This is a genomic window from Rubrobacter aplysinae, from assembly GCF_001029505.1.
Taxonomy (GTDB): domain Bacteria; phylum Actinomycetota; class Rubrobacteria; order Rubrobacterales; family Rubrobacteraceae; genus Rubrobacter_A; species Rubrobacter_A aplysinae.
On the sequence record NZ_LEKH01000011.1, the window covers coordinates 1 to 13337 of the forward strand.

General features: G+C 63.9%; 13 protein-coding genes and 1 pseudogene. 7 read left to right on the plus strand and 7 right to left on the minus strand.

All coding sequences use genetic code 11. The annotated features are described in order from the left end of the window. Window positions 1-103, plus strand: a pseudogene (locus tag ABD53_RS17725) (IS5-like element ISNeu3 family transposase); the annotation flags it as partial. A gap of 20 nt (window positions 104-123) precedes the next feature. On the opposite strand, the gene attM reads toward ABD53_RS17725, so the two are convergent. Both attM and ABD53_RS11255 read right to left on the minus strand, forming a co-directional pair. Continuing rightward, window positions 124-921 (minus strand): AttM family quorum-quenching N-acyl homoserine lactonase, encoded by a 798-nt coding sequence (gene attM, locus ABD53_RS11250; protein WP_047865905.1) that lies wholly within the window; start codon window positions 919-921, stop codon window positions 124-126. 76 nt (window positions 922-997) lie between these two features. After that, window positions 998-2296, minus strand: a complete 1299-nt coding sequence (locus ABD53_RS11255) for a hydroxyacid-oxoacid transhydrogenase (RefSeq protein WP_047865906.1) — start codon at window positions 2294-2296, stop codon at window positions 998-1000. 248 nt (window positions 2297-2544) lie between these two features. Here ABD53_RS11255 and ABD53_RS11260 point away from each other — a divergent pair, with 248 nt between their 5' ends. The 5 genes from ABD53_RS11260 (at window position 2545) to ABD53_RS11280 (ending at window position 8246) form a co-directional block, all read left to right on the plus strand. Continuing rightward, window positions 2545-4215 (plus strand): AMP-binding protein, encoded by a 1671-nt coding sequence (locus ABD53_RS11260; RefSeq protein WP_047865907.1) that lies wholly within the window; start codon window positions 2545-2547, stop codon window positions 4213-4215. A gap of 156 nt (window positions 4216-4371) precedes the next feature. Next, a complete protein-coding gene (locus ABD53_RS17510; RefSeq protein WP_047865908.1) occupies window positions 4372-5400 on the plus strand; it encodes an E3 binding domain-containing protein in 1029 nt (342 codons plus the stop codon). Then, complete coding sequence (gene phaC / locus ABD53_RS11270) at window positions 5401-6495, plus strand: class III poly(R)-hydroxyalkanoic acid synthase subunit PhaC (RefSeq protein ID WP_047865909.1); 1095 nt, start codon at window positions 5401-5403, stop codon at window positions 6493-6495. A 248-nt stretch (window positions 6496-6743) separates the two neighbouring features. Further along, window positions 6744-7223 carry an NfeD family protein gene (locus ABD53_RS11275; protein ID WP_053057988.1) on the plus strand — a complete coding sequence of 160 codons (480 nt, stop codon included), beginning with the start codon at window positions 6744-6746 and terminating at the stop codon, window positions 7221-7223. 3 nt (window positions 7224-7226) lie between these two features. Further along, on the plus strand, window positions 7227-8246 hold the full coding sequence (locus ABD53_RS11280; RefSeq protein ID WP_047865910.1) for an SPFH domain-containing protein: 1020 nt from the start codon (window positions 7227-7229) through the stop codon (window positions 8244-8246). A 42-nt stretch (window positions 8247-8288) separates the two neighbouring features. On the opposite strand, the gene trmB is transcribed toward ABD53_RS11280, so the two are convergent. Further along, window positions 8289-8960, minus strand: coding sequence for a tRNA (guanine(46)-N(7))-methyltransferase TrmB (gene trmB, locus ABD53_RS11285; protein WP_084709560.1), 672 nt, complete (start codon window positions 8958-8960; stop codon window positions 8289-8291). A gap of 181 nt (window positions 8961-9141) precedes the next feature. Between trmB and ABD53_RS11290 the strand changes: the two genes are divergently transcribed. Then, a complete protein-coding gene (locus tag ABD53_RS11290) occupies window positions 9142-10413 on the plus strand; it encodes an acyl-CoA dehydrogenase family protein (protein ID WP_047865960.1) in 1272 nt (423 codons plus the stop codon). A 237-nt stretch (window positions 10414-10650) separates the two neighbouring features. Here ABD53_RS11290 and ABD53_RS11295 read toward each other — a convergent pair whose 3' ends face one another. The 4 genes from ABD53_RS11295 to ABD53_RS11310 form a co-directional block, all read right to left on the minus strand. Further along, window positions 10651-11853 carry a thiolase family protein gene (locus ABD53_RS11295; RefSeq protein WP_047865911.1) on the minus strand — a complete coding sequence of 401 codons (1203 nt, stop codon included), beginning with the start codon at window positions 11851-11853 and terminating at the stop codon, window positions 10651-10653. Window positions 11854-12041: 188 nt separating this feature from the next. Then, window positions 12042-12368 (minus strand): hypothetical protein, encoded by a 327-nt coding sequence (locus ABD53_RS11300; protein WP_047865912.1) that lies wholly within the window; start codon window positions 12366-12368, stop codon window positions 12042-12044. A gap of 112 nt (window positions 12369-12480) precedes the next feature. Continuing rightward, window positions 12481-12813 carry a hypothetical protein gene (locus ABD53_RS11305; protein ID WP_047865913.1) on the minus strand — a complete coding sequence of 111 codons (333 nt, stop codon included), beginning with the start codon at window positions 12811-12813 and terminating at the stop codon, window positions 12481-12483. A gap of 71 nt (window positions 12814-12884) precedes the next feature. Beyond that, a complete protein-coding gene (locus ABD53_RS11310) occupies window positions 12885-13322 on the minus strand; it encodes a helix-turn-helix transcriptional regulator (RefSeq protein WP_047865914.1) in 438 nt (145 codons plus the stop codon). Window positions 13323-13337: the final 15 nt, after the last annotated feature.

Sequence of the window (13337 nt, forward strand, 5' to 3'; positions counted from 1 at the left end):
TGGTAAGCTCAAGTGCTTCCGGCGTATCGCCACTCGTTACGATAGGAAGGCCCTGTACTATAAGTCTTTCGTGTATCTGGCAGCTTCTCTAATGTGGCTATGATCCGCAAATGTCGATTCTGCCTAGGCGTAGTAGTCCGGGGCCTTCTTGAATTTGGGCCAGGCGTCGGGGTCGTGGCCGGTCACGAGGGTCGCGCCCTGGCCCTCCACGGTGCGCCGGACCTTCTCGGTGGAGTAGGCCACGTCGGCGGCGGAGTGGACGAGGCCGGGGAGCGCCTTGTTCTCGTAATGGTCCATCGTGTAGCAGGCGTCCGCCGTAAGCATCATCGGGCCGCTCTCGGGCAGATCCACCAGGAGCGAGGTGTGGCCCGGCGCGTGGCCGGGGGTGAACATCGTCTTCATGGTGCCGTCGCTGAAGAGATCGTAGCCGTCGTCGTTGGGGCCGTCGAGAAACACCCAGCTAACGTCCTTGTCGAAGTCGGGCCGGATGTAGGCCGGCTTCTGGAACCAGTCCGGCGTGAACGCGTACTGGAGCTCGCGGCGCTGCACGACGTAGCGGGCGTTCGGGAAATGGCCTATCGCGCCGGAGTGGTCGAGGTGCAAATGAGACTGCACGACGTACTTCACGCTCGCCGGGTCCACATCGAGAGCCTGGAGCTGGTCCACGACGAATTCATCGGGGCGCATCACGGGCTGGTAGGCGTCGGCGACCGCGCCCCAGTAGTCGTGGGCGTCCACGTCTCCCGAGACCTCGCGGGCGTTGCCGCCGTCGAAGAGGACGTTGCCCCTGGGGTGTGTGATCAGGAAAAACGGCACCGGGATCTCGTACGGGTCCCCGAGCCCCTGGTTCATCTTGATGAACTGCACCTGGGTCTTTAGACTGCCGCACTCCATGAAGTACAGTCGCAAATCTTCAGCCATTCTCTTCTCCTTTCTGTCGTTTCCGCGGTTTCTCTGGTGCGCCTATCTGATGTACCGGAGGTTTACTCTAGTAGTCCTACCAATTCTCCAGGGACTCGCGCAGGATATTCGCTAGATCCTCCTCGGTGGCCTCTTTCGGCGCGCCGACGAGCAGCCGCTGCTGCTTCATCGCACCCTCGACGAGCGCGCCTATATCCGACTCGTCGTAGCCGAGCTCCCGCACGCCGCGCGGCGCGCCGACATCCTTCATCAGGCTCAGGAGTATGTCCGGCAGCGTGTTCTCGTCGTGGTTCTGTATGCGCTCCCCGGCGAGCAGCTCGGCGACCTCGCGGTGGCGCTCGGGTTGGGCATCGTAGGTGAAGCGGAAGGCGGCGGGCGCGGTGACGATGACCGACCAGCCGTGGGGCACGAAGCCGTGGTCCTCCGGGTAACCGGGCGGCTGGTACTCGTGCTTTAGCCCGGCTATGGGGTAGGCGCAGGCGTGCGGGATGTGGACCCCGGCGGATCCGAAGCCGATCCCGGCGAGCGTCGCCCCGAGCATCATCGCGCCCCGGGCCTCGGTGTCCTCGCCGTCGGCCACGGCTCGCCTGAGATACTGCCCACCATACTCCAGCGCCTTCGAGGACCACATGTCCGCTATGGGGTTCGCCCCCTGGTATGGCGGGCGCTCGTCCGGACTAGAGACCGCCGGGCGCTCGTTGTAGGGCTTCGAGATGTAGGACTCGGCGGCGTGGCAGATCACGTCCAGGCCCGTCGAGGACGTAACCTCCGACGGCAGGCTCCGCGTGAGCAGCGGGTCCACCACCCCGCGGTCCGGCCGCATGTAGGCGTGGGAGATACCCGTCTTTACCTGTTGCTCGGGGATGTCGAGGATGGCGACGGTCGTGGCCTCGGCCCCGGTCCCGGCGGTCGTCGGCACCGCCAGGAGCGGCTTGAGTGGTGAGGGCGGCTTCTTGCCGCCGCCCACGGGCGGGTTGACGTAGTCCATGATCTCCCCACCGTGGGTGGAGATGAGATCCGATACCTTCGCCGTATCTATGCTGGTCCCGCCGCCGACGGCGACGAAGCCGTCGAAATCACCCTCACGGGCGAAGTCCGCGGCGGCCTGCAGGGAGTCGGCGGTCGGCTCGACGCGGGAGCGGTCCCAGACCTCGACCTGTATCCCCTCCGCCTCTATAAGCTCGCGGGCCCTACCGGCTATACCGGCCTCGACCACGCCGGGGTCGGTCACCATCATCACCCTGCCGACGCCGAGCCGTTTTAGCTCCCAGCCCACCTCTTCGGAGGCGCCGGGGCCGTACTTTATCGGCGTCGCCTCCATCGTAAAGATCTGCTCGTAGTTCCCGTTGTCACCAGAGTTACCGTTGGACGGCATCCAGCGCGCCTCCTCTCCTCTTTTAGGCCCGCTTCGGGGCCCCTGTCCCCTCTGCCGGCAAGACGCCGGCAACCGGATTATTGCAGCGCTCCCATCTCCGGGGCAAACCGGGCTCCCGTTGCTGTTCGCCGCTGTTCGCCGCTGATAGCTATTGAACGCTGTTGACACGCGGCGGCGCACGGTAAAGAATCAGCTAAAGGGTGCGCGCCCGGGTCCGAGCCGGGCCGCCGGAGGAAAGAGAGGATCGGGTGGAGTCTTCCCCGTATCGCAGCAAGCCGTGGCTGGATCGCTACGCCCCGCACGTCCCGGCCGAGTTGCCGCCGCCCACGCGAAGCATGATCGACCTCTTCGAAGATTCGGCGCGGAGGCGTCCGGACACAGACGCCATACGCTACTTCGACACTGCCATCTCCCACGCCGAGCTCGACCGGCTGGCGGAAGGCTTCGCCGCGCTGCTCTCCAGGCACGGGATCGGCAAGGGCGAGCGGGTCGCGGTCTACCTGCAGAACAACCCGCAGTTTCTCGTGGCCCAGTACGGGGCCTGGAAACGCGGCTGCATCGTGGTCCCCGTAAACCCGATGCTCAAGGCCCGCGAGCTCGACTACCACCTGAACGACTCCGGCGCGCGGGCGCTCGTGTGCCTGGAGAGCCTGTACCACGGCGTGGCCCGTGAGGTGGTGCCGCAGAGCTCCGTCGAGTTGGTAGTCACCACGAGCGAGCTGGACCTGATCCGGGGCGAGATCCCCGAGCCGCTCCAGGGCTCACAGAAGCTGTACTTCGACGAGACGGTAGACCTCATACAAAACGCCGAGAACGGCGGAGCGGACCTCGATGCTCGCATCGCCGTCTCGCCGGAGGACGAGGCGTACATCGTCTACACCTCTGGCACCACCGGCAAGCCAAAGGGAGCGGTCGAGACCCACTCCAACGTCGCGTTCAACGCCGAGGTGTACCGGACCTGGATGCAGATCGGCGACGAGGACTCCGTGTTCGGGGTAGCGCCGCTATTCCACATAACCGGCCTGGTCGGGCACGCCGCGCTCGCCGGGCTCGCGGGCATCCCGCTCGTGCTCTTGCACCGCTTCGAGCCCCGCGAGGGGATCAGGCTGATACAGAAGTGGCGTCCCACGATGACGGTCGGCGCGATCACGGCGTTCATCTCCATGATGAACGCGCCCGAGGCGGAGAACGCGGACCTCTCCTCCCTGACCAAGTGCTACAGCGGCGGCGCGCCCATAGCCCCCTCCATAACCGAAGGATTCGAGACCCGGTTCGGCGTCTACATCCACAACATCTACGGCCTGACCGAGTCCAACTCCCCGACCCACGCAACGCCCCTGGGTGGGCGGGCTCCCGTGGACGAGGCGAGCGGCGCGCTCTCGGTCGGGGTGCCGGTCCCGAGTTGCGACGCACGGCTGGTGAGCCTCGAAGACCCGACGCAAGAGGTGCCGGTCGGGGAGCCCGGCGAGTTCGCCGCGAAGGGGCCGATGGTCTTCCGCGAGTACTGGAACAAGCCCGAGGAGACCGAGAACGCCTCCGCCGAGGGATATTTCCTGACCGGCGACGTCGCGATAATGGGCGAGAGCGGCTGGTTCTACATCGTGGACCGCAAGAAGGACATGATCAACGCCGGAGGCTACAAGGTCTGGCCCCGCGAGGTCGAGGATGTGCTCTACACCCACCCCCGGGTAAAGGAGGCCGCCGTCGTCGGCGTCCCCGACGAGTACCGGGGCGAGACCGTCCACGCCTTCGTCGCCCTCAAGGAGAGCGCGGAAGAAGCCGCAACGGAACAAGACCTGATCTCCTTCTGCAAACAGCACATGGCCGACTACAAGTACCCGCGCCACGTCTCGTTCCTGGACGAGATCCCCAAAACGGCCACCGGAAAGTTCCTCCGCCGCGAGCTCCGAGACGTGTAAAGACACATAAGCCACGCCAGCCCGCCTCCAAGCAAGTATATGCTTTTTACACATAAACCCTCGATCCTAGTATAATGATCCCGAGATACGGGAAAAGACTGGCGCGGGCCGTACGCGAGGTGCGTCCAGAGGCGCTCAGACGAGGAGGTTTCGAGGTTGACGGAAGGTAGCAAGAGCATGGGTGCCATGGATCCCATGGAGCTGTGGCGGCAGTGGTACGAGACGAGCTCTAAGATGTGGTCCGACGCGATGCAGGGCGGCCGGGAGAGCGCCGTGGACCCTTACGGGCTATACCGGCAGTGGGTTAGCGGGATGCAGGAGTTCCAGCAGAAAGCCGAAGAAGGGGCCGAGAGCATACCGCAGTTCGGCGGTGCGGCCAGCATGGGCGGTGTACCAAACGTAGACCCGGACGAGGTGCGCCAGAACATGCAGCGCTGGATGGACGCCACCGCCGACTCCTACCGGCAGGCAATGGAGGCCAGCCGGGGCATGATGGATCTCGCGCCCAAGTGGATGCGCGTATTCGAGGACTCCCGGCAGAACCTCATGCAGCAGGAAGGCATACCCTCGGACCCCGTCTCCTTCGGGGTGCAGTGGTACAACGCCACTAGCGGCCCCGTAGCCGAGTTCGCCGAGGGCGCGCTGCAAAAAGACGAGGTGCTAGGCCCGGCCAGCCGCTTTCTGGAGAGCTACACCACCTTCTACAACGTCTTCAAGAAAAACGCCGAGGAGAACCTCGGCACGTTGCAGATGCCGAGCCGGTCCGACATCTCGCGCGTGGCGAGCCTCGTGATCGCGCTGGAAGACAAGGTGGACCGCATCGAGGAGGCCTTCGAGGACTTTGAGTACGGCTACACCGAGCCCGCAAGCTCCGACTCCGTGCACAAGCTCGAAGAGCGCATGGACCGCGTCGAGGGCAAGCTCGACCGCCTGCTCTCCGCCGTCGAGAACGGACCGGCGAGCAGTGGTCCGGCGAACGGCTCACAGGCCGCCTCCTCTGGCAACGGCTCGTCACAGAGCAGCCCGTCGCAAGCATCGCAGGGTGGGGATCAGGAAGAGGTAAAGGCGACCCAGGCCGCACAACGCAAGGCCCGGGAGCTAGGCGTGACCCTCTCGGAGGTCAGCGGCACCGGGGCGGACGGCCAGATCACGGTAGAGGACGTGCGTAAGAAAGGAGAGAGCTAGATGGTTCAGGGCACACAGCAGACGGAGCAGCAGTCCCCGGCGGGCTTCGAGGAGTTCTTCGAGAAGTATCAGCAGGGCATGAGCATCGTCCTCGAAGGGGCCCAGGCCGAGACCGGCAAGACCCCCAAGGAGACGATCTGGACCAAGAACAAGGCCAGCCTCTACCGCTACCAGACCACGGCGGAGAAGAAGTACGATACCCCGATACTCTTCGTCTTCGCGCTCATCAACAAGCCCTACATCCTGGACCTCATGCCGGGCAACAGCCTCATAGAGTTCCTCTGCGACCAGGGCTACGACGTGTATCTTCTGGACTGGGGCACCCCCGGCGACGAGGACGCGAACATGAGCTTCGAGAACTACGTCCTCGACTACATCCCGCGGGCGGCCCGCAAGGTCCTCAAGCACTCAGGCGCTGATCAGTTCACCCTCTTCGGCTACTGCATGGGCGGCACCATGAGCGCCATGTACGCCTCGCTCTTCCCCGAGAAGCTGAAGAACCTGATCCTGATGACCACCCCGATAGACTTCGACAAGGAAGAGCTCGGGATGTACGGCCTGTTCACCGACGAGCGTTACATAGACGTCGGCACCATGACCGAGACCTTCGGCAACATCCCCGGTGACATGATCGACACCGGGAATCGCATGCTAAAGCCCGTAACCAACTACGTCGGCACCTACGTGAACATGTGGGAGCGCATCTTCGAGGACAAGCCGATGGAGACCTGGCTCGCCATGAACAAGTGGGTCAATGATGGCCCGCCGTTCCCCGGCGCGACGTTCAAGCAGTGGATCACGGACTTCTACCAGAAGAACAAGCTCTCAAAGGGCGAGATGTACCTGCGGGGCCGCCACATAGACCTCTCGAAGATAGACGTCCCGTTCCTCGTGATCGCCGGTACCAAGGACCACATCTGCACCCCGCCCCAGGCCGAGGCGGTCATGGACCTCGTCTCCAGCCAGGACAAGGAGTTCTTCACCATGGACGCCGGACACGTCGGCCTCATGACCGGCCGCGGCTCCAAGAAGATCCTGTGGCCCAAGGTGGACGACTGGCTCTCGGATCGCTCCGAGCTAAAAGCCGAGAGGTAAAACAAGAAGTAGCCGCTAGCGAATAACCGAATACGTTGAATCCGAGGGGGCCGTCCGGCCCCCTCTTCCATCTGTAGAGCCTAATACACTCTAGTCCGGTTCTGTAGGGAGTCCATGAAGGTCGAGCGCGGGGACCGCGCTTATCGCAACGAGGATAATAGAGAACTCACCTTGCCTTCGGAGTAGCAAAGATGGTGTAACATCAGGCGTATAGATGTGGGCTTACTCGGTGGAGACTTTGAGGACCATTGGATAATCTGGAAGCCATCCTCTGGGCCGTCGTCGGTGCGCTTACCCTGGTAGGCGAGGTACTGAGTGTCTCTTTCTTCCTGATTTTCTTTACCTTGGGGGCGGTCGTCGGGCTTGCTCTGGCTCTTCTCGGGTTCGGGCTGACGCTACAAATCACGGGATTCATCGCGGTCTCCGTACTGAGTATGCTCGTGTTAAGACCCGCGCTACTAGACCGGCTAGCCGTCCAGAGTGGTGAGAGATACGAAGGCCACAGGGGAATAGCCGGGAAGAGCGCGACCGTCAGAGAAGTCATAGAGGCCGGTGAAAGCGGAGTCGTCCAACTAGAAGGCGGCGAGTACTGGACGGCCCGGTCTGCGCTCCCGAAGAGGAGGATAGAGAAGGGCGAGCGGGTCAGGGTACTGGATACGGACGGGATAACGGCCCTGGTCGACACTCTGGACAGCACCGAGGGCCCGGAGAACGAGACGGAGGTTTAAAGCATGATTGGCTTGATAGTACTCGGAATCCTCGCGGTAGTCGTGCTGATCGTCGCGGCGCAGACGGTCAGGATCATTCCCCAGAGCCGGGTCGCCATAGTGCAGCGCTTCGGGCGCTACCACCGCACGGCGGAGAGCGGTATCACGGCGATCATCCCGGTGGTGGACAAGATGCTCCCGAGGACCGACCTCAGAGAGCAGGTCGTCGCGTTCCAGCCCCAGGCAGTCATCACCAACGACAACGTCGGGATCCAGATCTCGACGGTCGTCTACTACCAGATCGTGGACGCCCGGGCGGCGGAGTACGAGGTAGCGAGCCTCCACACGGCGATGGAGCAGATCACCCAGACCAGCCTCAGAAACGTCATCGGGAACATGCAGCTCGACCAGACCCTAACCTCCCGGGACGAGATCAACGCAAAGCTCCGCTCCATCCTCGACGAGGTCACAGGCAAGTGGGGTGTGAGGATCACCCGCGTGGAGCTCAAGGAGATAACGCCTCCGGGCGACATCCAGCAGGCGATGGAGAAGCAGATGCAGGCCGAGCGCAACCGGCGGGCGGCCATACTCACCGCCGAAGGCGACAAAAAGGCAGCGGTACTGAAGGCGGAGGGCGACAAGGAGGCGGCGATCCAACGCGCCGAGGGCGAGAAGCAGGGCTCTGTACTGCGCGCCGAGGGCGAGGCCGAAGCCTACCGTAACGTACAGCAGGCCCAGATCGAGATGGCCGGCTCTCTCTTCGAGCGTCTGCATGACTCAGACCTCTCACCAGAGTCCCTGCGCTATCTGTACCTGAAGACCCTGCCGGAGATGGCTAAGGGAGAAGCGAATAAGCTCTTCGTCGTACCTTCGGAGCTGCAGGACCTCGCCGGTGCGGTCGGCGCCCTGGCTGGCGGCGCCTCGATGGCGAGCGAAGCTAGCGGGGCCAGCGAGGGCGGCTCTCCCGCATCCCCGGAGGGCAGGGCCAGCAATGGCAGTAACAGAAAGGGTATCTCGAAGGGAGCAGAGGGCCCCGGCTCCTGAGCAACAAGGCCTCGCCCGGGCGTTTGATAGTGGCGGTCCGCTCTATTTCTTGACGAGGGTAAGAGCGTTGGCAGAGCGACCGCGCCCCTCCCACAGACTCCCGAACCGGGTTTGCGGAGCAGAATCATCGAAACCTTCGTCTGGCGCTAGCCCCCAACCCTCCGCACGCTCCGCCAGCTCAACCATCCGGCAGAAATACTCCTCGTGGTCGGTGACGGCCACCAGCCTGCCGCCGGTTTCCAGCGCCTCGTGCATCTCTTGCAGGAAACGCCCGGAGAAGATCCTCCTCCGGCGCTGACGCTCTTTCATGCCGGGGTCCGGGAACAGGAGGTATGCCGCCGCCAGCGACTCTGGTACGAGCAGCGGGTACAGTAAATTGAAGTCTGCTCGAACAAAGAGCACGTTGTCCAGCTCTCGTTCGGCGGCCCCGGAGACGGCCCGGTACAACGACTTTACGTGCAGGTCGACGCCGACGAAGTTCGTACCGGGGCGACTCTCTGCCCGGGAGCGCAGGAACTCGCCGGTGCCGCAGCCTATCTCCAGTTCTAGCGGCGCGTCGCTTCTAAAGGGGCCGAATAGAGCCTGCGAGGAGATGCGGGGCAGCGTCTCGGGCTCGTGGTGCAGGCGCTCCCCGGGCAGCCACAGCAGGTAGCGCCGGGCGGTCTCTTCGTCCGGCGTCTCGACCTTCATCCTGCCTAGCTTTCCGCGGGGCATGCTCTCCTGGACCTTCTGGCCTCTACGTATACCGTAACCATCACGACCGACGTGTAGAAGTTAGCAGCAGGCCTCGCGTCGTCAACCCCCGACTTGTAGTAGCTTACGGGTGTACAGGGAGGTATTCGGTACAGGCGTGGAGAAGCGTGGAGAACACGGAAAGATACGGAAAGGTGTAGCGATGACCATGAAGCCAGAGTCGGTTCGCGGGGCATCCGGCGCGACGGATTTTATCGGCGTAGACCGATTGCTCACCGACGAGGAGCGCGAGATGCGCGACCGGACGCGGGCGTTCGTGGACGAGCGGGTTATCCCGGTCGCCGCCGACTACTGGGACAGGGCCGAGTTTCCGTTCGAGCTCCTGGAGCCTCTGGGCGAGCTGGGCGTTCTCGGCGCGACCTTCGATCCGGAGTACGGCGGGTCGGGCGTGAGCAACGTCGCCTACGGGCTCGCCATCGCGGAGCTGGCGCGCGGGTCGGGCAGCCTCTCCACCTTCCTGCACGTCCAGAGCGGGCTCGCCATGGCCGCCATCCACTCGCTGGGTTCGGAGGACCAGAAAGGGGAGTGGCTCCCGGGGCTGGCCCGCTGCGAGAAGATCGGCTGCTTCGGGCTGACAGAGCCCGACGCGGGATCCGACCCGGGCTCGATGAAGACGACCGCCACCCCCACCGGCGACGGCTACGTGCTAAACGGCGAGAAGAAGTGGATCGGCAACGGCTCGTTCTCCGACGTGGCCGTGATCTGGGCCCGCATCAGCGGCGGAGAGGACGACGGCAGGATCTCGGGCTTCCTCGTGCGCGGCGACGCCGCAGGCTACGACGCCGGGATCATCCCGCGCAAGGGTTCCCAGCGCGCCGTGTGGCAGACTCACATAACCCTCACCGATTGCCACGTGCCGGAGCAGGACCGTCTGCCGGGGGCGAAGGGCCTCGGCTCCACCCTCTCGGTGCTCGCCCACTCCCGCTACGGCGTCGCCTGGGACGGGCTCGGACAGGCCACGGACTGCTACGAGACAGCCCTGACCTACGCCACCGAGCGCGAGCAGTTCGGCCACGCTCTGGCGAGCTTCCAGCTCACCCAGCAGAAGCTAGTCGAGATGGTGAACGAGATCTCCCAGATGCAGCTACTATCCATCCAGATAGGCCGCCTCAAGGACGACGGCGAGATGACCGCCCCCCAGGTCTCGATGCACAAGATGAACAACCTCAACAAGGCCCGCCGCATAGCGGCCACCGCCCGTGACGCCCTCGGCGGTAACGGCGTCCTGCTGGACTACCGCGTAATGGAGCACATGGCCGACATAGAGGGCGTCTACTCCTACGAGGGCACCAACGACGTGAACACCCTTATAGTGGGACAGGCCATAACCGGACACAAGGCGTTCTCCCCCGCACCGGCGAAGAACCCCGAAAAGAACGGCCGCGCGGAGCGCGCGGAGGAGAAGCCCGAGTAGAGAGCCGCAGAGCCCCATAGAGCCTAGGACAGACGATTAAGACGGTCAGAGCACCGGGAAGTGGAGGCGAAGTTGCGGGCCTCAACGGCTCCGCCCGGTGGGAAAGACCCTACGACAGGAGCGTAACACGAAGCCTGTCTGCGGGATCAGGGCTCCGGAGCCGCCTCTAAACTGCTTCTGAACGAAGAGGCCCGGCGCTGGGGGCTCCGGGCCTCGAAATTCTTTCGGACTCCCGGGCTAGATCCGCTCGAAGATCGCGGCTATACCCATGCCGCCGCCAATACAGAGCGTAACCAGACCGTAGCGGCCATTCGTGCGGGCGAGCTCGTGCAGGATCTTGACCATCAGGATGGCTCCCGTGGCCCCGATGGGATGCCCGAGGGCCACGGCCCCGCCCATCGGGTTCATCTTCTCGTCCGGCACCCCGAGCTCGCGCCCGACTGCGACGGCGATGGACGCGAAAGCCTCGTTCGCCTCTACGACGTCCAGATCGTCCACGGTGAGCCCGGCCTTCTTCATGGCCTGCCGGGAGGCCGGGACCATGCCGATACCCATTACCGAGGGGTCCACACCGGCGACGGCGGCGGAGACGAGCCTGCCGGCGACGGGGAGCCCGAGCTCCTCGGCCTTCTGGGAGCTCGAGACCAGCGCCATCCCCGCACCGTCGTTGATGCCGCTGGCGTTACCCGCGGTCACCGTGCCGTCTTTGGTGAAGGCCGGCTTGAGCTTGGAGAAGGACTGCTCGTCGGCGTCCCGGCGGACGTGCTCGTGGTCGGTGAACTGGACGGTATCGCGCTTTTGCTTGATCTCTACGGGCACGATCTGGTCGTCGAAGTAGCCTTCTTCCATGGACTTCTGCGCCCGCTGGTGGCTGCGCAGCGCGTAGGCGTCCTGCTCCTCGCGGGTAACGTTGTACCGCTCGGCGATGTTCTCGGCGGTCATGCCCATGTGATAGTCGTTGAAGATGTCCCACAGCCCGTCGAAGACCATGTGGTCCTGTATCTCGGCGTTCGGCATGCCCATGCGGTAGCCGTAGCGGCCCTTGGGCAGGAGGAACGGCGCCGCGTCCATGTTCTCCGTGCCGCCGGCCATGACCACCTCGGCGTCGCCGAGGGCAACCTCCTGGGCGGCGGATACTATGGCCTGCAGACCCGAGCCGCACATCCGGTTCAGCGTCATACCCGGCGTCTCGACCGGGAGCCCGGCTTTCATGCCGACCTGACGTCCCGGGTTCATCCCCTGTCCGGCGGAGAGGATGTTGCCGATTATGACCTGGTCTACCTGCTCGCCCTCTATACCGGCGCGGGAGAGGACCCCCTCGCCGACCGTCGCGCCGAGGTCGGTGGCCGGGGTGTCCTTGAGCGCCCCGCCGAAGGTCCCTATACCCGTCCTGAGCGGGGCGGAGATCACGATCTCGCTCCCATTATTGGCGAAGCTCATGGCTTCTCCTTTCCCTTTCTTCTACTCTTCTCCTACGCTACGTCGCCGTCCCTTACACGTCACCTGTACGGCCTTTACGCAGCATACAACAAAGGACCGGCCTCGGAGCCCTCCCCGAATGCCGGTCCTTGCTATAGCGCCCTCTTATACGGGCCCTGATCATCTGACGACCTGCCCGGCCTCCGGAGCTAGCTCCTGGAGCCGCTCCTGCCCTGATAGTAGGAGAGCATGGAGTTGAGAAACTCCATGTAGAGGTTCGCCGACTCCTGGGAGAGCGACTGGAAGGCCTCCTGCTGCTTGCGGGTCTGCTCCATCATCTCCTTGGAGATCTGCTCGTTCGAGCGGGACTGGCGGTCCAACTCGTGGATCACACCCTCGAAGAAGTTCTGCGTCATCTTCGTGCTCTGCTCCTGGGCTTCCCTGGAGCGATTGCCCATCGTCTCGTAGGACTCGCGTACGGCCTCGGCGAACTTCTCCGCCGCCTCGTTTACCTTCCTCATCTGCCTGTCGTCCATGGCGTGTCTCCTCTTTCGCTCTTTCTTCTCTTGTGCTATCCGTTCCCCGGGCCCAGCATAGCAAAACGAGAGACACCGGGGCTGACCCCGGATCTCCCGCGTCTACCTGGCTCTATCTGGAGGCCTTCTTTGCGGCCTCCAGGCCCTGCTTGTAGTAGGTAAGCGGAGAGTAGAGCAGGTCCATGTAGGCATCCAGAGACTCCTCGAGGAGAGTCTGGAAGGCGTCTCGCTGCTTCTCGGCCCGCTCGACGAGCTGCTGGGTCATTGCCCGATTGTTCTCGGCCTGATGCCGCAGCTCCTTGATGGAACCTTCCACCATGTCCTGCATGAAGCGGATATTGCGCTCCTGCAGGCTCACGCCGTGCTCTACCATGCTCTCGTATGAGTCCCGCGTGTTTCGGGCGACCTGCTCGGCGGCCCTGTTGCTCTTCTCCGCGCTAGCCACTTTACTACTCCCTTTCTCGCGATCCCTCGCGAAAGTCTACGGTGATCCCGGATTCCCGGCTAAGGCTCTGATTAGCTGGCCTCGTCTTCGTGATCCCCACGGCTCTGTCCGCTCTCTTCTCTACCGGACTCTTCCTGCCGGAGCGGCCGCCCGGTATAGAGCCTGAAGAAAGAGTCCATCGTCCTCTGATACTGCTCCAGAGAACGGGCCCAGAAGTCTAGGTAGTCCACCCCGGTGTCCGTGATCGAGTACATCCGTCGCGCCGGACCGCCCTTGGAGGTCTCCCAGCTGGACTCCACTATCCCGTCCTTCTCCATCTGGCGCAGCGTCCGGTACAGCGTGCCGGGATTCATGGCCTCGAAGCCAAATGCCGTGGCCCGCTCCATCAACTCGTACCCGTAGGAGTTCCATTCCCTCAAGGAGAGCAGTATCACGGGGACCAGCCAGTTCTTCGGCCTGGCCTCCGCCCCGCTCCTCTGCCCCTCTCGGGGCTCTTTGCCTTCACTCATGATTACCTCTCTCGC